Genomic DNA, 21,738 nt, shown 5'->3' with positions numbered 1-21,738 from the left:
GAATCCCTATGAACATCATCATTCGGCCCGAAACGGGCGCCGATCACGACGCCATTGAAGCGGTGACCGTGGGCGCGTTCCTCAATGCCCCCCATACCGATCACAACGAGCAGCTGATCGTGCGTGACCTGCGCCAGGCCGGGGCACTCAGCCTGTCGCTGGTGGCGGAGCTGGAGGGGCGGGTGGTCGGCCACCTCTGCTTCTCGCCGGTGACCATCAGCGATGGCAGCCCGCACTGGTATGGTCTTGGTCCTATTTCCGTCTCTCCCGAGCTGCAAGGCAAGGGGCTGGGTTCACGGCTGATGGACGCGGGTCTGGCACAGCTCAAGGGGATAGGAGCGGCTGGCTGCGTGGTGCTGGGGGATCCCGGCTTCTACGGTCGTTTCGGCTTCGTGTCCGAGCCGGGGTTGACGCTGCCCGGCGTGCCGGCGGAGTACTTCATGGCCCGCTCGTTCGGCGCCGCCATGCCCCGTGGCGAAGTGTGCTACCACCCGGCCTTTGTGCAGGCGTGAGGGTCACCGTGAGGGCAAAGAGGGTGCTCCTTGCGCTCATTGTGGTTTTTAATTGCCGGCTTTATTGATAACGAGGGTTTTTAGTATCAATTCGTGGGTGTTTGCAGGGTTTCAAATTCAATAAAAAGATGAATTGTGATATATTCGGCCTCGCTGAATCCTCTTTTAAAGAAGGGACTTCCCGCTTGTCACCCTCTGGCCGACGCTCGACCTGGCCGATGGCCCTCGCCATCGCCTGCCTTCTGTGGCTTGCCGCCTTCGCCGCGGCAGAGGTCGGTGCAGCCGTACGTCAGGCTGCGGTCGGCCAGGGCGCCTCGATGCAGTTGCATGAGCCAGCCGATCCCGGGCTGGTCAACAGCGTCAGCCTGCCGCCGGGCGGCCAGTGGCGGCTCAGCTTCGAGCAGGGGCGACGGCTTGAAGGGGCCGCTCAAGCCGAGCTCTATCAGGTGCTGCTGGCCTGGTTCCAGCACGATATCCTCGGCCTGCTCTGCGGCCTGCTGTTTTTCCTGCCCCTCATCTACCTCAGACAACTGAGCGACTACTTCGGTTATCTGCACCGGTGGCGCTTGAGCTGCCATCACCTGCAATTTCGTTTCTGCCACAGCGACTCGTGTCCAGCTGCTTGCTGAGCGCCCGTCCGCCCAAGGCTTGCTCCCTCGCTGATTGATGTCAGCCGCGAAGGCATGCCCGTGCGGTCCGGTGCCTCCTTGCACCGTCTTCATGCCTGCCCGCCGGCGAGCACGAAGGCGGCTCCCGCCCCGTACACGTTGTGAGCCGACCCGATGGATTATTATGTAAACCTGTTTATTCACTCGATTTTTGTCGAAAACCTGGCGCTGGCCTTCTTCCTTGGCATGTGCACCTTCCTGGCCGTTTCCAAGAACATCAACACCGCCTTTGGCCTTGGCATGACGGTGCTGGTGGTCATGGTGATCGCCATTCCCCTCAACAACCTGATCTACCGCCATATCCTGCGTCCCGAGAGTACCTTCCTCGGCGAGTTTGATCTGAGCTTTCTCGATTTCATCGTCTATATCGGGGTGCTGGCGGCGCTGGTGCAGGTGATGGAGATGGTGCTCGACAAACATTTCCCGGCGCTCTATCACGCGCTCGGTATCTATCTGCCGCTGCTGACGGTGCATTGCGCCATCTTCGGCGGGGTGATGTTCATGGCCCAGCGGGATTACGACTTCATCGAATCCGTGGTGTACGGGGCGGGCTCAGGGCTGGGCTGGCTGCTGGCCATCGTCGCCATCGCCGGTCTGCGCCAGAAGATGAAGTATTCGGATGTGCCAGAGGGGCTGCGCGGCATCGGCATCACCTTCATCGTGGCCGGGCTGATGTCGCTCGGCTTCATGTCTTTTTCCGGCATCTCGCTCTAGCCGGCGGAGTGTTGCAACGGCCACGCAAGTGGCCGTTTTGCCATTTATTGGTCCTCGATCATCCCCAGCAGCCGGTCGTGTACCAGCGGCAGCTCCAGAAAACCGTCCCGATCGAGAAAGTGACCGCCATGCTCCAGGCTGTAGAGCGGCGCGGCCAGCTGTTCGCTCAGGTGCTGGCAGTAGCGATAGGGCACGATGGCATCGTCGCGGGAGGCGACCACGACCCGCCGGGGCGCCAGCGCCATGATGTGGGCCGGCTCGTAACCCTGGGTCATGAAGGGATCCAGCTCAGGCAGGGTGTGCAGCGGCTGATCGAAGCCGGATACCAGCAGGATCCCGCCCACCCGGCGGGAGGCGGGCAGGCGGCTCAGCTGGCGCAAGATGGTGATGCAGCCGAGGCTGTGGCCCAGCAGAAAGGTCCGCTCATCGTGATCGCGCACCAGGCTGTCCATGGCGGCGTCCCAGGCGGCGGGTTGCGGATGGTGGGGGTCAGGCATGGCCAGCACCTCGACCCGGATATCGCGGGCTTCAAGCTGCGCCTTGAGCCAGGGGAACCAGTGGGAGTGGGGGGAGGCGGTATAGCCGTGCACGATGAAGACGCGGGTGTGTGACATAAGCAGGATCCTGAAACGGGGCGACAGGGAACAAACAGGGCGTGCGCAGCGACGCAGGCCGGGGCGGCCTCATCATATCAGCGCCAGCCGGGTGGTGGCACGCCCCTGTCCGGGTAGAACAAGGGTGGGACAAGGCGTTCAACCCAGCCGTTTGGCCATGTTGTAGCCGGTGATGGCGAAGCCCGCCTCCTGGTAAAGCGCCAGGGCGCGCGGGTTGTCGTGGGCGACCCGCAGGGTGATCTGGCGGATGCCGCTGCTTGTGAGCTCGGCTTCCAGCAGCGCCATGGCGGCCTTGCCGATCCCCCGGCTGCGGTGAGCCGGCGCGACATAGAAGTCATAGATAAAGGTGGCGGCGCCGTCGCTGTCGATGGCGTGCCAGAGATAACCCAGTGGCTCCTTCTCGGCTGGGGCAACCGCGCTCTCTGCATCTTCGGGCAGGATGCAGAGCAGGCTGTGACCGGCGCTGGCCACCCCTTGCGGCAGATAGCGCTGCAGAGAGGCCTCGGCCTTGTGGCGGGCGGTGGCGAGGTCGTGGCCCTGGTTGCTGGCGAGATCCTGCGCGTACTCCTCGATGAAGCAGGCGCAATAGGCGGGGTAGTGCTGCTCGCTCATGGGCAGCAAGCGGATAAGCGGTGTCGGCATCCTGCAGATCACTCAAGGGGAGAAGGGAGGCTCACGTTAACCCGGCGGCGAAGTGAGTGCAAACGGCGCTGGTCGTGGTCGGCAACCGGAGCTGCGGCCGGCCCATAAAAAAGAGCGCCCAAGGGCGCTCTTTTTTGACCAGGGGGAGCGAGGTTATTTCACCTCTTCGCCCTTGGCTTGCAGGTCCGCATGGTAGGAGGAGCGGACGAAGGGACCGCAGGCGGCGTGGGAGAAGCCCAGCCCCATGGCCACGTCTTTGAGCTCGTCGAACTCTGCGGGCGGCACGTAGCGCTTCACCGGCAGGTGGTGGCGGCTCGGCTGCAGATACTGGCCCAGGGTCAGCATGTTGACGCCGTGCTCGCGCAAGTCCTTGAGTACCTGCACGATTTCTTCGTTGGTTTCGCCCAGACCCATCATGACGCCGGATTTGGTCGGCACATGGGGGTGCATCTCCTTGATGCGGCGCAGCAGCTCCAGCGACCACTTGTAGTCGGCACCCGGACGGGCGACCCGGTACATGCGCGGGGCGGTTTCCAGGTTGTGGTTGAACACGTCCGGCGGGGTCTCGCGGAACACTTCCAGCGCCTGCTCCATCCGGCCGCGGAAGTCCGGGGTCAGGATCTCGATGCGGGTCTGCGGGCTGTGCTCGCGGATCTGCTTGATGCAGTCGGCGAAGTGCTGGGCACCGCCGTCGCGCAGATCGTCGCGGTCCACCGAGGTGATCACCACGTATTTGAGCCCCATCTCCTTGATGGTCAGCGCCAGCTTCTTCGGCTCGTCCGGATCGAGCGCCAGCGGGCGGCCGTGGGCCACGTCGCAGAAGGGGCAGCGACGGGTGCAGATGGCGCCCATGATCATGAAGGTGGCGGTGCCGTGGTTGAAGCACTCCGCCAGGTTGGGGCAGGAGGCCTCCTCACACACTGAGTGCAGCTTGTTCTTGCGCAGGGTGCTCTTGATGTGCTCGATCTTCTGGCTCGACGGCGGCAGCTTGATCCGCATCCAGTCCGGCTTGCGCAGCACTTCCTCGTTGGGATCCGGCATGAATTTCACCGGGATCAGGGCCATCTTGTCGCCATCGCGCAGCTTGACGCCCGGCTCCATACGAACGGGTTTGCTCATGATTCACTCTCGGTGTTTGTTATTGTCTGGTTGATAGCCACCAGGGTCATCTCGGTGCCCTCATGGCCAGGCAGCATGGGCTCGCTCATGCCGCCTCTTCGGTATTCGTGATTGTCTCATAGCCGATCAGGCTGGCCAGTTCGGCCACCAGCATCGCTTGCGCCTCGGCCACACTCTGCGGGCCGCCCAGGGCGCTGGTCTGGGTCATGGCCATGCCCGCATAGCCGCACGGATTGATGCGCAGGAAGGGGGTCATGTCCATGTTGACGTTGAGGGCCAGGCCGTGGAACGAGCAGCCCTTGCGGATGCGCAGGCCGAGCGAGGCCAGTTTGGCTTCTGTCTGCAGCGCGGCGCCGAGCTCGTTTTTCACGTAGACGCCGGGGGCGTCGGGTTTGGCATAAGCTTCAATCCCGCTCTTGGCCAGGGTGTTGATGATGGCGGTCTCGAGGCAGGTCACCAGCTCGCGCACCGTCAGCTTGCTGCGGCGCACATCCACCAGCACGTAGAGCACCAGCTGGCCGGGGCCGTGATAGGTCACCTGGCCACCGCGATCGCTCTGCACCACCGGGATGTCGCCGGGGGCGAGCAGGTGTTCGGCCTTGCCGGCCTGACCCTGGGTGTAGACGGGATCGTGCTCCACCACCCAGAACTCGTCCGGGGTGTCGGGGGTACGGCTGTCGGTGAAGGCCTTCATGGCATCCCATACCGGCTGGTAGGGACGGCGGCCCAGCTGTCTGACCAGCAGCCGGGGGGCTGACGATGGTGATTCGGCGGGGTTTTGGAGTGACATCTTTCCTCACTGACAGGCGCTGGGGTCGGCCAGCGCGGCCAAGACAGCCGGCTGGCAAATAATCAGTCGCCCCGGTGGCGGGGCGAGAGAGGCGACTTACAGGACGTAGCGAACCAGCTCTATGTTACCGAGTGCGGTATACATGGCTTCGATATGTTCCTTGCTCTGGGCGGTCACAGTGACCCGGACCGAGTGGTAGTTGCCCTTGGAGCTGGGCTGCACGGTCGGGCTGTAGGTACCGGGGGCGTGCTGCTGCAGCACTTCCACCACCATGTCCGGCAGCGCCGGGTCGGCTACGCCGAGCACCTTGAACGGGAACTTGCAGGGGAACTCCAGCAGTTCATCAAACTTGGTATTCATTTACTCACCTTTTGGTGTCGTCACGGGACGACTTCATCGCTTGTGGCTAGTGGCCGATGGCCCATCAGGGCCGCCATCTACCCGTCTGTGGCGGGCACTGCTCAAGTGTATATGGGCATTGCCCAGGCCGGGATCAAGGTCCGGTCTGGCAGACGAGGCATGGAGGTGCTGCTTTTTACCACAAATCGTCAGTCGGCGGAACCTGCAGATTGCAGGGTTATTGACTGGCCCGACCGCAAAAGACAGCAGCGGCGCCTGTTGGCGCCGCTGTTTGGTCAGGTTTGTGCGCAGGTTACTTGAACCAGCTGGAGACCAGCATCACCAGGTAATCCCACAGACGGCTCATCAGGCCACCCTCTTGCACCTCTTCTAGGGCGACCAGCGGAACCTGCTTGATCTCCTTGTCGCCTTGCTTGAGGAACACGGTACCGACCCGTTGGCCCTTGGCCAGCGGGGCTTTCAGCTCGCTCTCTAGCTGGAAGTCGGCCTTGAGGTTGTTGCCCTGGCCACGGGTGACCAGCACGGAGACGTCCTTGTCGACGCCCAGTTTCACTTCAGACTTGTCACCCATCCAGATCTTCTGGGTCACCAGCTCGGTGCCAGCCTTGTACGGGGTCAGGCTCTGGAAGAAACGGAAACCGTAGGTGAGCAGTTTCTTGCTCTCGGCGGCGCGGGAGGCTTCGCTGCTGGCGCCCAGCACCACGGCGATCAGGCGCATGCCTTCGTTGTTGGTGGCGGAGGAGACCAGGTTGTAGCCGACCTGGCTGACGTGGCCGGTCTTGATGCCGTCAACTTGCAGGGATTGATCCCACAGCAGACGGTTGCGGTTGTGCTGGGTGATACCGTTGAACACGAAGGACTTCTGGGCGTATATCTTGTACTCGTCCGGCAGGTCGCGGATCAGGGCCTGGCCCAGACGCGCCATGTCGTGGGCGGTACTGTAGTGACCTTCCGCATCCAGCCCGTGCGGGTTCATGAAGTGGCTGTCGTTCATGCCGAGCTTGGCGGCCCAGCTGTTCATCAGGCTGGCGAAGGAGTCGGTGCTGCCGGCCAGGAATTCGGCCATGGCGACGCAGGCGTCGTTGCCGGACTGGATGATGATGCCCTTGTTGAGATCATCGACCGAGACCTGCTTGCCCACCTCGATAAACATCTTGGAGGAGTCGGAGTAGTTCTTGGACCAGGCGTTCTGGCTGATGGTCACCATGTCGGTGCGCTTGATGTTCCCCTTCAGCAGCTCCTGGCCGATGATGTAGGAGGTCATCATCTTGGTCAGACTGGCGGGCGGCAGACGCTCTTCGGCGTTCTGCTCGGCCAGCACCTGACCCGAGTAGTAGTCGATCAGAATATGGGCCTTGGCGGAGATCTCCGGCGCGGCGGGAACGACCACGGGGTTGGCGTTCGGGGTCGGTACAGGCGTGTTGGCCTGAGCGGTGGCGCTTATCAGGGAGGCCAGAATAACTGAACGGGCAAATTTGGACATCTTGAAATTCCTGGAGCCTGGTTGGGGTAACCCAAGTTAAAAATGCGGGCTTCACTATACCAGAAGCGACCGTCGGTCAAAGCCCGACGTGCCATCTGGCCTGGTTTTTTATCCATCCGTTGCCGCCATCACGCCGGGAAACGACGTGATGGCGGGCGGTTGGCGGTGGTTCATGCTGGCTGAGCCACTCCCTATCAGGGGACGATGAAGGCTTGCTCCAGCCCCCCCTGACGGATCTGTTCGAGCAGGGCGGTCTGCTGAGCGGCGGGGACCGGTCCCAGCAGGACCCGGAAGATGGCGCCGTGGGCCGCCACCTGGTAGGGCACCCCATGGCGCTGGGTCATCACCTTGCCCATCGCCTCGGCCCGCGCCTGCGAGCCGCTGGCCAGCACCTGGATCATCTTGCCCTCGCCGCTGCTAGCGGGCGCGGTCGGCTTGGCCGCTGCCGGTTTGGCAGGTTTGGCAACCGGAGCCTTGGCGGGGGCGGGTTCGGCGGCAGCCGGTGTGGCCATGGCCAGTTCGGTGGGCTGACCGACAAAGCCATCCTGAGCGGCGGGGGCCGCGGCAGCCGGCCTGGTCGGTGTCATCTCGATGGGCTTCATGGGGGCCATTATCACCATCTGGTCCGGGGTGTCGTTGATGAGCTCGACCCGCACCCGTGCCTCGCCCCCTTCCACCATCTTCAGCTGCTTGGCCGCCGCATGGGAGAGATCGATCAGCCGGTCGCTGCCGAAGGGGCCGCGATCGTTGACGCGCACTATGGTCTCCAGCCCGTTGTCCAAGTTGGTGACCCGCACATAGCTTGGCAGCGGCAGGTTGCGGTGGGCTGCGCTGAACAGCTTGCTGTCCTGCACGTCGCCATTGGCGGTCTTCTGGCCGTCCAGATCCTGCGCCAGCCAGCTGGCAGTGCCCTCTTCGCTGTAGTGTTTGATGTCGCGCCACACCTCGTTCTTCTGCTTGCCTATCCAGTAATCCCGGTTGCCGCTGGCGCTCAGGGGCTCGGGGCGCGGGATGGCGCCGGTGGCCTGCGGGATCTCGATGACCTGGGGTTTTTCCGGCTGGATCGGTTCGGGAGGCGGGGGAAGCTGCTCCGGCTGGCTGCTACAGGCGGCCAGCAACAAGGTCAGGCTGAGGGGGAGAAGTTTGTGGCTGTAATGCATACGCGTCCTGGATTGCTTGACTGAGTTGATGCACCGCCATCGCATAGAGCGGGCTGCGGTTATAGCGGGTGATCACATAAAAATTGTGGCGCGCGACCCAGTATTCCGGTCCATCGGCCTGTTCCAATGCCAGCAGTTTCACCGGCGTGTCGGGTGCCAGCGGGGCGGCGAGTTCAATGCCTGCGGTGGCCAGCTCGGCCCAGGTCTGGGTCAGCTCGGGGGCAGGCCCCAGCAGGGTACCCACTGGCGCCAGCCCAATCAAGGCGGGTTCGACCGGCGACTCCCCCCAGCGCCACTGGTGCTCGGCAAAATAGTGGGCAACGCTGCCGATGGCATCCACCGGGTTGGCGAACAGATCGCGCTTGCCGTCGCCGTCGAAGTCGACTGCGTAGTGGCGATAGCTGGAGGGCATGAACTGACCCATGCCCATGGCGCCGGCATAGGAGCCCTTCAGGCGGGTGAGTGGCCACTTCTCTTCCCGGGCAAGCAGCACCAGCTGGGCAAACTCCTTGGCGAAGAAGTCTGCCCGTTCGGGGTAGTGGAAGCCCAGGGTATAGAGGCTGTCGAGCACCGGATGGCGGCCCATCTGGCGGCCGTAGAAGGTCTCGATGCCGATGATGGCGACGATGAGGGAGGCCGGCACCTGGTAGGTCTGCTCGGCCCGTGCCAGGGTGGCGGCGTGGCGTTGCCAGAACGCGACCCCGTCCCGGATCCGCTCCGGGGTGATGAACAGCGGCCGGTAGCGGTGCCAGGGTTTGGCCTCCCAGGGGCGGCTGATGGTGTCGAGCACCTCCTGGCGCAAGCTGGCCTGGGCCGCGGCGGCCTGCAGTTCGGCCAGCGGCACCTGTTGCTGCTCGGCGAGCCGGGCGAGCCCCGGGGGCTCGACGGCCGCCGTTGCAGTGAGTGCAACGAGAGAGAGCAGCAAACCGGCCAGTCGCATCAGGCGAGCAGCCTTCTGTGGGTCTGAATGGACATCAGTATTCCGAAGCCGGCCATCAGGGTCACCATGGAGGTGCCGCCGTAGCTCACCAGCGGCAGGGGGCCCCTACCACCGGCAGAATATATCCACCTCATCATGCCAGCAGCCTTCTGTGGGTCTGGATGGACATCAGGATGCCGAAGCCGGCCATCAGGGTCACCATGGAGGTGCCGCCATAGCTCACCAGCGGTAGGGGAACCCCTACCACCGGAAGGATGCCGCTTACCATGCCCATGTTGACGAACACGTAGACGAAGAAGGTGAGGGTCAGGGCACCGCCCAGCAGGCGCTCGAAGCTGTTCTGGGCCTGCATGGAGATGAACAGACAGCGGCTGATGATGTAGAGGTAGATCACCAGCAGGAGGGCCACGCCCACCAGGCCGAACTCCTCGCTGAACACCGCGAAGATGAAGTCGGTGTGGCGCTCGGGCAGGAACTCGAGCTGGGACTGGGTGCCCTGCAGCCAGCCCTTGCCGAACACGCCGCCGGAGCCGATCGCTATCTTGGACTGGATGATGTGATAGCCGCGACCGAGCGGGTCCTTCTCCGGGTCCAGCAGCATCAGCACCCGCTGGCGCTGGTAGTCGTGCATCAGGAAGAACCAGAGCACCGGCATGAAGGCGCAGATGAGCAGCACCGCCAGCCCGATCAGCCACCAGCTGATCCCCGCCAGGAAGATCACGAAGAAGCCGGAGGCGGCCACCAGGATGGAGGTGCCGAGGTCGGGCTGGGCCGCGATCAGCAGGGTGGGCAGCAGCACCATGATGAGACTCAGCACCAGGTGGCTGAACTTGGGCGGCAGCGAGTGGCGGCTGAGCCAGGCGGCCACCATGATGGGCATGGAGAGCTTCATCACCTCGGAGGGCTGAAACTTCATGAAGCCGAGGTCCAGCCAGCGCTGGGCACCCTTGCCGATATGGCCGAACACGTCCACCGCAACCAGCAGCAGCACCACCACCACGAACAGCGGCACCGACCAGCGGGCATAGAGGGAGGGGGGCAGCTGGGCCATGCCGATCATCAGGGCGAACGCCAGCCCGCCGCGCACCAGCTGGCGCACGATGGAGTCGACGTCCTGGCCGGAGGCGGAGTAGAGCACCACCATGGAGAGGGACATCAGGGTCAGCAGGCCGAGCAGCAGCGGCAGGTCGATGTGCAGCTTGTACCAGATGCTCTGCTGGCGAGCGGAATTACTCATGAGGAGCGACCTCTTCAGATTGGGGCTTCTTGGCCGGCGCCGGCGGCAGTTGCGGCTCCGGCGGCAGCAGGTAGGCGTCCAGCATGTTGCGGGCGATGGGCGATGCGGCCCGGCCGCCGCCGCCGCCAATTGAGTTCTCCAGCACCAGTGCAACGACCGCTTTAGGTGCCTCGAAGGGGGCATAGGCGACGAACAGGGCATTATCGCGATGCTCTGCCTTGACGGTTTTGATGTTGTAAACCTGATTTTCCTTCAGGCCGACAACCTGGGCGGTGCCTGACTTGCCGCCTGAGGAGTAAGGGGCCTTGGCAAATGAGTGGCGACCACTCCCTTCATTGCCATGGTTGACTCGCCACATCCCGTCCTGCGCTACTTTCCAGTAGCTGTCGTTCTTGAGTTTGAGGGCGATATTGGGGTTGACGGGAGCATCGACGATTCCTTCCTGAGAGGCGGTACTCTTGAGCAGGTGCGGTGTCACGTCGTGGCCGTTCTGGGTCAGAATGCTGATCGCTTTGGCCAGTTGGAGCGGGGTGGCGCTCCAGTAGCCTTGGCCGATGCCGATGGAGATGGTGTCACCCTGATACCAGGGCTGGCGCCAGCGGGCCATCTTCCAGTCGCGCGACGGCATCACCCCCTTGGTCTCCTCGTACAGATCGACGCCGGTGTACTGACCGAAGCCGAACTTGGTCATGTAGCTGTTGATCTTGTCGATACCGACCCGGTAGGCGAGATCGTAGAAGTAGGTGTCCGCCGATACTTCGATGGCGCGGTAGACGTCGAGCCAGCCGTGACCCCAGCGGCGCCAGTCGCGAAACTTCTTGGTGGTGCCGGGAATGGAGAAGCTGGGCCCGCCGAAGTAGCGGTAGTTGGGGGTGATGGCCCCCTCATTGAGCCCCATCACCGCCATCATGGGCTTGACGGTGGAGGCGGGGGCATAGATGCCCTGGGTGGTGCGGTTCACCAGCGGCCTTGCCGGATCGTTGAGCAGCGCCGAGTAGTTGGCGCCGGAGATGCCGGTCACGAACAGGTTGGGGTCATAGCTCGGGCTCGACTCCAGAGCCAGGATGGCGCCAGTCTTGGGATCCATCATCACGATGGCGCCCCGCTGTCCAGCCAGTAACTCCTGCGCTTTGAGCTGCAGGCGGATGTCGATGTTGAGGTAGATGTCCTTGCCGGGTTCGGGCGGCTGGAACTTGAGGGTACGTACCACCCGGCCGCGGTTGTTGACCTCGACCTCCTGGTAGCCGGCCACGCCGTGCAACTGATCCTCGTAGTACTTCTCCACCCCCTGTTTGCCGATGTCCTTGGTGGCGGCATAGTTGGCGAGCTTGTCCTCCTTGTCGAGGCGCTCCACGTCGCGGGTGTTGATCTTGGCCACATAGCCCAGCGCATGGGTGAGGGTGTCGCCAAACGGGTAGTAGCGCTTGAGGTAGGCCTCGATGCTGGCGCCCGGGTAGAGGTGCTGGTTGACCGAGAAGAGGGCGACCTGATACTCGGTCAGCTTCTCGAACAGGGCCACCGGCTTGAAGCGGCGCTGGCGCTTGACCTCGGCCAGGAACTTCTCCTTGGTGCCTTCCGGCAGCTTCAGCAGGGCGATCAGCTCGTCGGCGGTCTTCTCCAGATCCTTGGTCTCTTCCGGCACTATCTCCAGGCTGTAGACCGGGCGGTTCTCCGCCAGCAGCACGCCGTTGGCGTCATAGATGAGGCCGCGCGGCGGCGCCACCGGCACCACCCGGATGCGGTTGTCGTTGGAGCGGGTCTGGTAGGTGTCGTAAGACTCGACCTGCAGGTAATAGAGGTTGCCCAGCAACACCAGCATCAGCACTATCATGCCGATGTAGGCGACCAGGGTACGTCGGAAGAAGAGGCGACCCTCGGCGCTGTGGTCGCGCATCTCGATGCGATTCTTCAGCATGCCGCTACCTTATGACTGTCGAGCAGGTGAGAAACGGGGTGCAGATGTGCATGCTCACGCTCTGTGATTCTGGTTTGAGAGGGGGATGCTGGAATAGTGCATGGCTCACTCTCTGTGATACGGATGATTGGTTGTGATGCTCCAGGCGCGATAGAGGCTCTCGGCCACCAGCACTCGCACCAGCGGGTGGGGCAGGGTCAGCGGCGACAGCGACCAGCTCTGTTCGGCCGCAGCCTTGCACTCGGGCGACAGCCCTTCAGGGCCGCCCACCAGCAGGGCCACGTCGCGGCCATCCAGCTTCCAGGCTTCCAGCTGCACGGCGAGCTGCTCGGTGGTCCAGGGTTTGCCGGGAATATCCAGGGTCACGATACGCGAACGACCGGCCGCCGCCAGCATGGCTTCCCCCTCTTTTTGCAGAATGCGGGGGATGTCGGCATTTTTGCCACGTTTGCCGGCGCCGATCTCGACCAGCTCGAACGGCATGTCTTTGGGGAAACGACGACGATACTCTTCGAAGCCATGCTCTACCCAGGCGGGCATCTTGGTGCCCACCGCAATCAACTGGATCTTCATCGTTTATTACACTTGTACTCGGTTATTGCGCGTTCACTTGAGCGGTGCCGCTCCAGAGTTTTTCCAGCTGGTAGAAGTCGCGATGCTCATCCTGCATCACGTGCACGATCACCGACCCCAGATCCACCAGTACCCACTCGCCGGTGAGCTGGCCTTCCACGCTCAGCAGATCGAGCCCAGCATGACGGGCTTCGCTGGCTAGATGGTGGGCGATGGCGCTGACGTGACGGCTGGAGTTGCCGGAACAGACGATCATGGTGTCGGTGATGCTGGATTTGCCGCGTACATCGAGGGTGATGATGTCGCGGCCTTTCATGTCATCGATCTTGTCGACGATAAAGGCATGCAATTCTTGACCTTGCAATGAGTCTCTCCTGTATTCCGGCGCGCTTTCACGGCGTGAGGGCGGCGGATTATATCATGGTCACTCCCGTTTCCCAGTGCGGCGAAGGGGAGTGGAACAGGGGCTGTGCTCTCTTGGCAAACTCGCCCCCTGTTGATCACTATAGTGCGCGATCCGTGCCGGACAACCGCCCGGCCGCGATCGGGTTCATGCCGGTCGGTACAGTCCCTGCTGGCGGATGTATTGTGCCACCGACGGCGGCAGCAGATAGCGGGGATCCGCGCCCGTTGCCAGCAGCGCCCGCAGGCGGGTGGCCGACAGCTCGACCGGAAGATTGTCCGCCAGCCAGATGCTGCCATGGCGCAGCCGATGCAGATCTGCCACCTGCTGGCTCTGGTGGCGGGCCAGCAGCTCGGCCACTTCGGCCGGGTAGTCCGGCTGCCAGCCGGGGCGGGTACTCACCACCAGATGGGCGTAATCGAGCAGCTCCTGCCAGCGGTGCCAGCTCGGCAGGCCGAGCAAGGAGTCCATCCCCATCAAAAAGCAGAGCGGGGTGTCCGGCAGTTCATGACGCAGCTCGATGAGGGTATCGATGGTCCAGGAGGGGGTGTCCCGCTTGAGCTCCCGCTCATCCACCACGAAGCCCGGGTTTTCCGCCGCTGCCAGGGCGACCATGGCCAGACGCTGCTCGCTCGAGCAGAAGGGGCTGGCCCGGTGGGGCGGAATATGGTTCGGCAGCAGGCGCACTTCGGCCAGGCCCAGGGCGTCACGGGCCTCGATGGCCGGGCGCAGGTGACCGATGTGGATGGGATCGAACGTCCCCCCCAGAATGCCGATGGGTGGTTTCAACATGGGCTCCCTCCGGTGACGACCGGGATGTCGACGGGCTGGATCATACGTCAGATCCCGCCAGCGGCAAGGGGGTGCCATCGCGAAAACCGAGGGCGAGGGTCTGCAGCATCAGCCAGGCCTGTTCGGTATCGAAGCGACGCTGAGCGTCGTCGAGCCGGGCCATCAGTTGCCACAACTGCTGCAGCTTGGCAAAGGGCAGCCGGGTCAGCGCCTGTTGAATGAGCTGCTGGCGGCTTTGCCAGATGCGCAGGCGGGAGAAGTGCTCCACCAGCGGCTGACCGGCCCTGGCCGCCAGCGCCAGCTCGGTGAGCTGCTCCAGCTCGCGGCACAGGGCCCAGGCCAGCATGCCGGGTTCGGTGCCCTCGGCGCGCAGGGCCAGCAGGATGCGCTGGGCCCGGTTCACCTTTCCTTCCAGCAGAGTGTCGATGAGCTGGAACGGGGTGAAGTGGGCGTGGCGGATGATGGTCTCCTGCAGATAGGCGACGCTGATGGGCTGGGGCGGCGAGAGCAGGGTCAGTTTCTCTATCTCCTGGCTGGCGGCCAGCAGGTTACCTTCGTAGGAGTGGCACATGAAGTTGACCGCATCCGGCAGCGCCTTGAGGCCGAAGCGCTGGAAGCGGGCGCTCATCCAGCGCGGAAAGAAGCGGGGCTCGGGGTGGTTGACCGGAACATAGGTGCCGCTCTGGCTCAGCTTGTCGAACCAGGCTGCCTTCATCTGGGTCTGGTTGAGGCGATTACCGCTCAGCACCAGCAGCAGATCGGGGTGCAGCTGCTTGCCGATCTCGCTGATGCGGGCGGCCAACTCCTTGTCGACCTTGGCCGGCAGCTCCAGCTCGATGATCTGGCGGGCCGAGAACAGGCTCATGGCCTGGCAGGCATCGTAGACCTGATTCCAGTCCAGCCCCTGCTCCACCACGAAGCTGTGACGCTCATCGAAGCCCTGTTTGCGCGCCACCTGGCGCACGGCGTCGATAGTTTCCAGCTTGAGCAGGGGCTCGTCCCCAAAAATGAGATAGCAGGGCTTGAGCCCTGCTTTGAGGTGATCCGCAAACTGCTCGGGATAGACTCTCATCAACGAACTCTCATCAAGATACGTGCATCAGAACTTGACCTGGCTGAGCTGGCGGATCACCAGGTTGGCGGCCTGCTCCTGCATCTCCTTGCCAAGCTGCTCCTGCTCGCGGGAGGAGGCGAGCGCCGCGTCCGGCTTGTTCAGGAAACTGCGGTTGAAGGCGATGGGAAAGACCTGGGTCGGTTTGCCCGGCATGGAGACGGTGAACTGGGTGTTGTAGCCCAGCACGTATTCACGGGCCTGGCCGATGGAGTCGACGGAGGCGACCTGGCTGGTGCTGCCGACGCCGGACAGGGTCAGCACCGGGATGCCCTCCTTGTCGGCAAGCTGCACGCCGGCCGCCTTGAGGCGGGTGGTGACCAGTCGATAGAAGTCGCTCTTGTTGTCACCGACCACCTTCATGGTCATCAACTCGGGCGGGATGGCGGTGCCGCGCATCTGAAAACCGCAGGCCTGCAGCAGCAGACCGGTCAGCAGTATGGTCAGCCAGCGAGTGAGGGTGGTGCCCATAGAAAATCCTCTTTGCATGAAGTGAAGAGCGGCGGGCGCAGGGCCCGCCGTTATCATCCGTTTGCTGTTACCGCCTGGCAACCAGACGGTCAGTCTGCATGGCCAGGCGGTATGGCATCAGTTGGCCACGATGTTGAGCAGTTTGCCCGGCACGTAGATCACCTTGCGCACGGTCAGGCCGTCGGTGAACTTCTGTACCGAGGCATCGGCCATCGCCAGCTTCTCGACGTCGGCCTGGCTGATCTCGGCCGGCACGGTCAGCTTGCCGCGCATCTTGCCGTTGATCTGCACCACCACCAGCTTCTCGGTCTCGACCATGGCCGCTTCGTCGGCCACCGGCCAGGTGGCGTGATCCACGTCGTCGCCCTTGCCCAGCATCTTCCACAGCTCGAAGCCGATGTGCGGGGTGATGGGGTAGAGCATGACCACCACCGCTTCCAGCGCTTCCTGCATCAGGGCGCGATCCTGCTCGTCGCTGCCCAGCTTGGCCAGGTTGTTCATCAGCTCCATGATGGCGGCGATGGCGGTGTTGAAGGTCTGACGGCGACCCACGTCGTCGCTCACCTTGGCGATGGTCTTGTGCAGCTCGCGGCGCACGGCCTTCTGGTCGCCGCTGAGTGCCGCCACATTCAGTGCGGGAGCTACGCCGGCACTGACGTGCTCGAAGGTGATGCGCCACAGACGGCGCAGGAAGCGCTGGGCACCCTCGACGCCGGAGTCGGACCACTCCAGGGTCATCTCGGCCGGTGAGGCGAACATCATGAACAGACGCACGGTATCGGCGCCGTAACGCTCCACCATCAGCTGCGGGTCGATGCCGTTGTTCTTGGACTTGGACATCTTGGTCATGCCGGAGTGGATCACTTCACGACCTTCATTGTCGACGGCCTTGGTGATGCGACCCTTCTCGTCACGCTCAACCTTGACGTCAGTCGGGCTGACCCAGACGTTGCCGCCCTTCTCGTCTTTGTAGTAGAAGGCGTCGGCCAACACCATGCCCTGGCAGAGCAGGCGCTTGAACGGCTCGTCGCTGTTCACGAGGCCTGCGTCACGCAGCAGCTTGTGGAAGAAGCGGGCGTAGAGCAGGTGCATACAGGCGTGCTCGATGCCGCCGATGTACTGATCCACCGGCAGCCAGTGGTTGGCCGCCGCCGGATCCAGCATGCCCTTGTCGTAGTCCGGGGAGCAGTAGCGGGCGTAGTACCAGGAGGACTCCATGAAGGTGTCGAAGGTATCGGTCTCGCGGAACGCTTCCTGACCGTTGTAGGTGGTCTTGGCCCACTCGGCGTCGGCCTTGATCGGGCTCTGGATGCCGTCCATCACCACGTCTTCCGGCAGCAGTACCGGCAGTTGATCTTCCGGAGTCGGCACGACGGTGCCGTCGGCCAGGGTCAGCATCGGGATGGGGGCACCCCAGTAGCGCTGACGGGAGACACCCCAGTCGCGCAGACGGAAGTTGACGGTGCGCTTGCCGCAGCCAAGGCTCTCCAGCTTGCTGGCGATGGCATCGAAAGCCGGCTGGAACTCGAGGCCGTCGAACTCGCCAGAGTTGAACAGCACGCCCTTGTCGGTGTAGGCGGCGTCGATCACGTTCGGCAGCTCGCCATCGATCGGCTTGATGACCGGTTTGATCTCGAGACCGTACTTGGTGGCGAACTCATGGTCACGCAGGTCGTGGCCCGGTACCGCCATCACGGCGCCGGTGCCGTAGTTCATCAGCACGAAGTTGGCGACCCAGACCGGCACCTTGCGGCCATCCAGCGGGTGAATGGCGTAGAGGCCGGTGGCCATGCCCTTCTTCTCCATGGTGGCGAGCTCGGCTTCGGCCACCTTGGTGTTCTTGCACTCTTCGATAAAGGCGGCGAGCTCGGGGTTACTCTCGGCTGCCTGTAGCGCCAGCGGGTGGCCGGCGGCGATACCGACATAGGTCACGCCCATGAAGGTGTCCGGACGGGTGGTGTAGACCTCCAGATGCTCAGCCTGACCCTCGATGGCGAAGCTGATGTTGACCCCTTCGGAGCGGCCAATCCAGTTGCGCTGCATGGTCTTGACCATCTCCGGCCAGCCTTCCAGATTGTCGATATCGTTCAGCAGCTCTTCGGCGTAGTCGGTGATCTTGATGAACCACTGGGGGATCTCTTTCTGCTCCACCGGGGTGTCACAGCGCCAGCAGCAGTTGTCGACAACCTGCTCGTTGGCCAGTACGGTCATGTCGTTCGGGCACCAGTTGACGGAGGAGGTCTTCTTGTAGACCAGCCCCTTCTCGTAGAGCTTGGTGAAGAACCACTGCTCCCAGCGGTAGTAATCCGGCTTGCAGGTGGCCAGCTCGCGATCCCAGTCATAACCCAGACCCAGCATCTTCAGCTGGTTCTTCATGTATTCGATGTTTTCGTAGGTCCAGGGCGCCGGTGCCGTGTTGTTCTTGATGGCGGCGTTTTCCGCCGGCAGGCCGAATGCGTCCCAACCGATGGGTTGCAGCACGTTCTTGCCATTGAGGCGTTGATAACGGGAGATCACATCACCTATGGTGTAGTTGCGAACGTGCCCCATGTGTAGACGACCAGACGGATAGGGGAACATGGAGAGGCAGTAGAACTTTTCCTTGTCTACTTTCTCCACCGCCTTGAAGGTTTTCTTGGCATCCCAGTGCTTTTGCACTGCTGGTTCTATGGATTGGGGAACGTATTGCTCTTGCATTGGTGACATCCGGATCTGTGAAATGGATAGATAAATCAGCTGGGAAATCGCAATAGAATACCCATATCCTGCGGCGGCAACAACCGCCAGCGTCCCTCGGGCCTTAAGCCGGGCCTGATCAGGGTTCAGTAGAGGAGTAACGGCCATGGACAAACGTCAAAAAGGGTACGAAGCCTTCATTGCCGAGCTGCAAAAGCAGTGGCAAGAGACAGAACAGTTCCAGGGGGAGCGCCTCAACCGGATGATCGCCAAGGTGCAGGCTTATCTGGAGGCGGCCGGGGATCTGACCCAGGACGAGCTGGCGCTGATCGCCGAGTATGTGAAGCGGGATCTGGGCAACTATGACGAGGGGCGCAAGGATGAGCAGGTGGAGGAGTCCGCCTTCATGCTGGCGCTCAAAGACACTGCCTGGTCATGGCTGGCGGATGTGACCGACCGCACCCAGGTGGAGTGGCAGGAGCTGGCGGACGAGCTGGAGCACAAGGGGGTCTACCGGGCCGGCGACTGGGTGGGGCTCGGGGTCTTGGTGTGCGATCACTGCGAGTGGCGCCATACCGTGCTGCACCCCCAGCAGCTCGGCACTTGTCCCGAGTGCGGGGCCGATGAGTATCACCGTGAGCCGCTCTCCCCCTGAGAACCTGCCCACGCTCTTGCTGCGAGGCCGTGATCAAGGCTCATGTGCTGCTCGGAATCCTCACGTATATCTATACGCTCCGGTTCCTGCGCTGCTCTTCACCTTGCTGACGACCTCTCGTTACAGAGCCTGAACAGGTTCTGATCGGGTATCAGACTGAACAGAAGAGAGGCGCCCTTGGGCGCCTCTCTTATTTATCGGGTTGAACGACCGGGTCAGCCCTTGCGCGCCCAGGGGTGGGCGCGGGGGCGCAGCCCCAGTCCCAGCGCCAGCAGCAGGGCGGCGATGCCATACATGGGCCAGCTGCCAAAGCGCAGGTAGGGGGTCTCGCCGTGGGCGGGACGCACCTCGGTGCGCAGCACGCCGGCCTCGAACTGCGGGATCTGGGCGATGATGCTGCCGTCGATCTCGGTGACGATGGTGATGCCGGTGTTGGTGTCGCGCAGCAGCGGGCGGGCCAGCTCGAGGGCACGCATGCGGGCGATCTCCATGTGCTGCCAGGGACCGATGCTGGTGCCGAACCAGGCGTCGTTGGAGACGGTCAGCAGGAAGTCGGTATTCGGCTGCACGTTGCGGCGCACCTCGTCCGGGAAGATGATCTCGTAGCAGATGGCGGCGGCAAACTTGAGCCCCTTGGCGATCAGGTTCGGTTGCACCTCGTCGCCACGGCTGAAGGAGGACATGGGCAGGTTGAAGAAGGGCGCGATGGGACGCAGCAGATCTTCAAGGGGCACGAACTCGCCGATGGGCAGCAGGTGGTATTTGTAGTAACGGTTCTTGTGCTGGTAGTAGTAGGACTCCTTGCCTTCCGCATCCTGCACCCCCATGCCGAGCACGGTATTGAAGAAGCGCTGCTGCTCGAGATCGTAGTGGATGATCCCCGCCAGCAGGCCGGTATCGTTCACCTTCATCGCCTTGTCCAGGCTCTCCAGGTAGTTGCCCATCTCCTTTTCGATGGCCGGGATGGCTGATTCCGGCCAGACGATGATGTCGGCGTCCTGGTTCTCGCGGCTGAGATCCTGATACTTGCGCACGGTCGGCACCAGCGCCTCCGGATCCCACTTGAGGGACTGTTCGATGTTGCCCTGCACCAGCGCCACCTTGACCGGTTCACCGCGGGTCACCCAGTTGAGCTGCATCAGCCCCTGGGCGGCGCCCACCAGGGCCACCGGCACCAGCAGCCAGGCCGGCTTGCGGCTCTGCCAGAGCAGCCAGAGGGCGGAGGCGGTCAACAGCAATGCCAGGGTGATGCCCTGCACGCCGAGGATGGGAGCAAAGCCCTTGAGCGGCCCGTCAATCTGGCTGTAGCCGAACCAGAGCCAGGGAAAGCCGGTCATCACCCAGCCGCGCAGCCAGTCGGCCATCAGCCAGAGCGCCGGGAAGGCGAGCAGCCAGCGACTCCAGTGGCGACCGCTGAAGAAGCGGGCGAAGGCCCAGCAGGCCAGGGTCGGGTAGAGCGCCAGATAGGCCGACAGCCCGGCCAGCAGCACGAAGGCCACCGGCAGTGGAATGCCGCCGAACATGGTCATGCTGACGTGGATCCACCACAGCCCCGGCAAAAACAGCCCCATGGCGTAGCCAAAGCCGCGCCAGGCCGCCTGCTTGGGGTTGGCCTTGTCCAGCAGGGCGTAGAGACCGAGCAGGGAGGGGATCACCAGCGGCCAGTAGTTGAAGGGCGAGAAGGCGAGCACGGCGATGGCGCCAGAGGCCATGGCGAACAGGCTGGTCAGGAATTTTGATTTCACGGGCTGTAATTTCACGGGCTATAAGGCTCGGATTGAACTGCAATGGGTTGAGTGGCCGGTATCTTAACCTGTAAAGGCGGTCAACGGCGAGCCTCCTGGCCGACGGCCCGAAGCGAGGGAATAAAAGGCGATGACGGGCCCTTTGAACGGTGGAAAGCAGGGGCGTGCGGCCAAACGAACAGCGCCCCGACGGGCGGGGCGCTGTTGGCACGGGTCAAGGCTTATTGGGCCTCGGACTGGGCCGCGACATGGTTGTCGGGGATCTTCACCTGCAACTGCTGCAGGCGGCGCTTGTCGGCGTGCATCACCTTGAACAGGTAGCCTTCCAGCTCGATCTCCTCGCCCTTCTTGGGCAGGTGGCTGAAGGCGTGCATCACCAGACCGCCCACCGTATCCACCTCTTCATCGCTGAACTGGGTGCCGAAGAAGTCGTTGAAATCTTCGATCTCGGTGAGAGCGCTGACGGCGAACACCCGCTTGCTGATGCGGCGGATCTCGTCCGGCTCATCCTCGATGTCGTCGAATTCGTCGTCGATCTCGCCGACGATGAGCTCGAGGATGTCCTCGATGGTCACCAGACCTGAGACGCCGCCGAACTCGTCCACCACGATGGCCATGTGGTAGCGCTCTTCACGAAACTCTTTGAGCAGACGGTCGACCCGCTTGCTCTCGGGGACGATCACCGTGGGACGCAGGATCTTCTCCAGCTGCAGCGGCTCGCTGGCGTGGTGGCCGCCAAACCCGAACGGCAGCAGATCCTTGGCGAGCAAGATGCCCTCCACGTGATCCTTGTCTTCGTTGATCACCGGGAAGCGGGAGTGACCCGACTCGATGATCACCGGCAGGATCTCGTCCACTGGCTGGGATTTCTCGATGGTCACCATCTGGGAGCGGGGGATCATGATGTCGCGCACGCGCAGCTCGGCAATTTCGAGCACGCCCTCGATCATGTCCTTGGTGTCCTGATCGATGAGATCGCGCTCTTCGGCGTCGGCTATCACTTCCACCAAATCGTTGCGGTCTTTTGGCTCGCCCTGGAAGAGTTGGCTGAGTTTGTCGAGCCAGGTTTTCTTCGGCGAGCCGGTACTAGGGTGATCGTCGGTCATTTTCTCTCTTGGTTACTCGTATGAACACACTTGAAATCGTTGTGGCTATATG

Annotated in this window: 23 protein-coding genes; 4 read left to right on the top strand and 19 right to left on the bottom strand. The window is 63.0% G+C overall.

The window, feature by feature from the left end:
- Positions 1–8: 8 nt before the first annotated feature.
- The 3 genes from E5E96_RS01855 (at position 9) to nqrE (ending at position 1,894) form a co-directional block, all read left to right on the top strand.
- The gene (locus tag E5E96_RS01855) at positions 9–512 is read left to right on the top strand and encodes a GNAT family N-acetyltransferase (protein WP_171281446.1); all 504 of its coding nucleotides are present in this window, start codon (positions 9–11) and stop codon (positions 510–512) included.
- A 218-nt stretch (positions 513–730) separates the two neighbouring features.
- Entirely contained in the window at positions 731–1,141 is a 411-nt protein-coding gene (locus tag E5E96_RS01850) for a hypothetical protein (RefSeq protein WP_253264697.1), read from the top strand.
- 153 nt (positions 1,142–1,294) lie between these two features.
- Positions 1,295–1,894 carry an NADH:ubiquinone reductase (Na(+)-transporting) subunit E gene (gene nqrE / locus E5E96_RS01845; protein WP_011707038.1) on the top strand — a complete coding sequence of 200 codons (600 nt, stop codon included), beginning with the start codon at positions 1,295–1,297 and terminating at the stop codon, positions 1,892–1,894.
- Between the two features lie 44 nt (positions 1,895–1,938).
- On the opposite strand, the gene E5E96_RS01840 is transcribed toward nqrE, so the two are convergent.
- The 17 genes from E5E96_RS01840 to leuS all read right to left on the bottom strand — a co-directional run bounded on the left by E5E96_RS01840 (position 1,939) and on the right by leuS (position 18,201).
- A complete protein-coding gene (locus tag E5E96_RS01840) occupies positions 1,939–2,508 on the bottom strand; it encodes an alpha/beta hydrolase (RefSeq protein ID WP_016351685.1) in 570 nt (189 codons plus the stop codon).
- A gap of 138 nt (positions 2,509–2,646) precedes the next feature.
- Positions 2,647–3,150: a GNAT family N-acetyltransferase gene (locus tag E5E96_RS01835; RefSeq protein ID WP_171281445.1), complete on the bottom strand. Its 504-nt coding sequence runs from the start codon at positions 3,148–3,150 to the stop codon at positions 2,647–2,649.
- 153 nt (positions 3,151–3,303) lie between these two features.
- A complete protein-coding gene (gene lipA, locus E5E96_RS01830) occupies positions 3,304–4,269 on the bottom strand; it encodes a lipoyl synthase (RefSeq protein ID WP_011707035.1) in 966 nt (321 codons plus the stop codon).
- Positions 4,270–4,354: 85 nt separating this feature from the next.
- Positions 4,355–5,059 (bottom strand): lipoyl(octanoyl) transferase LipB, encoded by a 705-nt coding sequence (gene lipB / locus E5E96_RS01825; protein ID WP_171281444.1) that lies wholly within the window; start codon positions 5,057–5,059, stop codon positions 4,355–4,357.
- Between the two features lie 96 nt (positions 5,060–5,155).
- Positions 5,156–5,419, bottom strand: a complete 264-nt coding sequence (gene ybeD, locus E5E96_RS01820; RefSeq protein WP_005298227.1) for a DUF493 family protein YbeD — start codon at positions 5,417–5,419, stop codon at positions 5,156–5,158.
- A 292-nt stretch (positions 5,420–5,711) separates the two neighbouring features.
- Entirely contained in the window at positions 5,712–6,902 is a 1,191-nt protein-coding gene (locus E5E96_RS01815; RefSeq protein ID WP_011707032.1) for a D-alanyl-D-alanine carboxypeptidase family protein, read from the bottom strand.
- 194 nt (positions 6,903–7,096) lie between these two features.
- The gene (locus E5E96_RS01810) at positions 7,097–8,062 is read right to left on the bottom strand and encodes a septal ring lytic transglycosylase RlpA family protein (protein WP_171281443.1); all 966 of its coding nucleotides are present in this window, start codon (positions 8,060–8,062) and stop codon (positions 7,097–7,099) included.
- Entirely contained in the window at positions 8,004–9,002 is a 999-nt protein-coding gene (gene mltB / locus E5E96_RS01805) for a lytic murein transglycosylase B (protein ID WP_171281442.1), read from the bottom strand. Before mltB ends, E5E96_RS01810 begins: the two co-directional genes overlap by 59 nt.
- Positions 9,002–9,139, bottom strand: coding sequence for an FtsW/RodA/SpoVE family cell cycle protein (locus E5E96_RS01800; RefSeq protein WP_011707029.1), 138 nt, complete (start codon positions 9,137–9,139; stop codon positions 9,002–9,004). The genes mltB and E5E96_RS01800 overlap by 1 nt, the downstream gene beginning before the upstream one ends.
- The gene (gene rodA, locus E5E96_RS01795) at positions 9,136–10,239 is read right to left on the bottom strand and encodes a rod shape-determining protein RodA (protein WP_016351680.1); all 1,104 of its coding nucleotides are present in this window, start codon (positions 10,237–10,239) and stop codon (positions 9,136–9,138) included. Before rodA ends, E5E96_RS01800 begins: the two co-directional genes overlap by 4 nt.
- The gene (gene mrdA / locus E5E96_RS01790; RefSeq protein ID WP_044800587.1) at positions 10,232–12,154 is read right to left on the bottom strand and encodes a penicillin-binding protein 2; all 1,923 of its coding nucleotides are present in this window, start codon (positions 12,152–12,154) and stop codon (positions 10,232–10,234) included. The genes rodA and mrdA overlap by 8 nt, the downstream gene beginning before the upstream one ends.
- A 105-nt stretch (positions 12,155–12,259) precedes the next feature.
- Complete coding sequence (gene rlmH, locus E5E96_RS01785) at positions 12,260–12,727, bottom strand: 23S rRNA (pseudouridine(1915)-N(3))-methyltransferase RlmH (protein WP_005298242.1); 468 nt, start codon at positions 12,725–12,727, stop codon at positions 12,260–12,262.
- Positions 12,728–12,749: 22 nt separating this feature from the next.
- Entirely contained in the window at positions 12,750–13,091 is a 342-nt protein-coding gene (gene rsfS / locus E5E96_RS01780; RefSeq protein WP_011707026.1) for a ribosome silencing factor, read from the bottom strand.
- 186 nt (positions 13,092–13,277) lie between these two features.
- Positions 13,278–13,922 carry a nicotinate-nucleotide adenylyltransferase gene (gene nadD / locus E5E96_RS01775; RefSeq protein WP_171281441.1) on the bottom strand — a complete coding sequence of 215 codons (645 nt, stop codon included), beginning with the start codon at positions 13,920–13,922 and terminating at the stop codon, positions 13,278–13,280.
- 40 nt (positions 13,923–13,962) lie between these two features.
- Positions 13,963–14,994 (bottom strand): DNA polymerase III subunit delta, encoded by a 1,032-nt coding sequence (gene holA, locus E5E96_RS01770; protein ID WP_171281440.1) that lies wholly within the window; start codon positions 14,992–14,994, stop codon positions 13,963–13,965.
- 27 nt (positions 14,995–15,021) lie between these two features.
- Positions 15,022–15,504, bottom strand: coding sequence for an LPS assembly lipoprotein LptE (gene lptE, locus E5E96_RS01765; RefSeq protein WP_016351676.1), 483 nt, complete (start codon positions 15,502–15,504; stop codon positions 15,022–15,024).
- A gap of 117 nt (positions 15,505–15,621) precedes the next feature.
- On the bottom strand, positions 15,622–18,201 hold the full coding sequence (gene leuS / locus E5E96_RS01760; protein WP_171281439.1) for a leucine--tRNA ligase: 2,580 nt from the start codon (positions 18,199–18,201) through the stop codon (positions 15,622–15,624).
- 145 nt (positions 18,202–18,346) lie between these two features.
- Here leuS and E5E96_RS01755 point away from each other — a divergent pair, with 145 nt between their 5' ends.
- Positions 18,347–18,835, top strand: a complete 489-nt coding sequence (locus E5E96_RS01755) for a zinc ribbon-containing protein (RefSeq protein WP_171281438.1) — start codon at positions 18,347–18,349, stop codon at positions 18,833–18,835.
- 215 nt (positions 18,836–19,050) lie between these two features.
- On the opposite strand, the gene lnt is transcribed toward E5E96_RS01755, so the two are convergent.
- Positions 19,051–20,595, bottom strand: a complete 1,545-nt coding sequence (gene lnt / locus E5E96_RS01750) for an apolipoprotein N-acyltransferase (protein WP_171281437.1) — start codon at positions 20,593–20,595, stop codon at positions 19,051–19,053.
- Between the two features lie 206 nt (positions 20,596–20,801).
- Positions 20,802–21,686 carry a CNNM family magnesium/cobalt transport protein CorC gene (gene corC / locus E5E96_RS01745; RefSeq protein ID WP_011707019.1) on the bottom strand — a complete coding sequence of 295 codons (885 nt, stop codon included), beginning with the start codon at positions 21,684–21,686 and terminating at the stop codon, positions 20,802–20,804.
- Positions 21,687–21,738: the final 52 nt, after the last annotated feature.

It is taken from the genome of Aeromonas sp. 1805 (assembly GCF_013085525.1).
Taxonomy (GTDB): Bacteria; Pseudomonadota; Gammaproteobacteria; order Enterobacterales; family Aeromonadaceae; genus Aeromonas; species Aeromonas hydrophila.
Note: the sequence above shows the minus strand (reverse complement) of the source record. Positions and strands in the feature narration are given on the sequence as shown.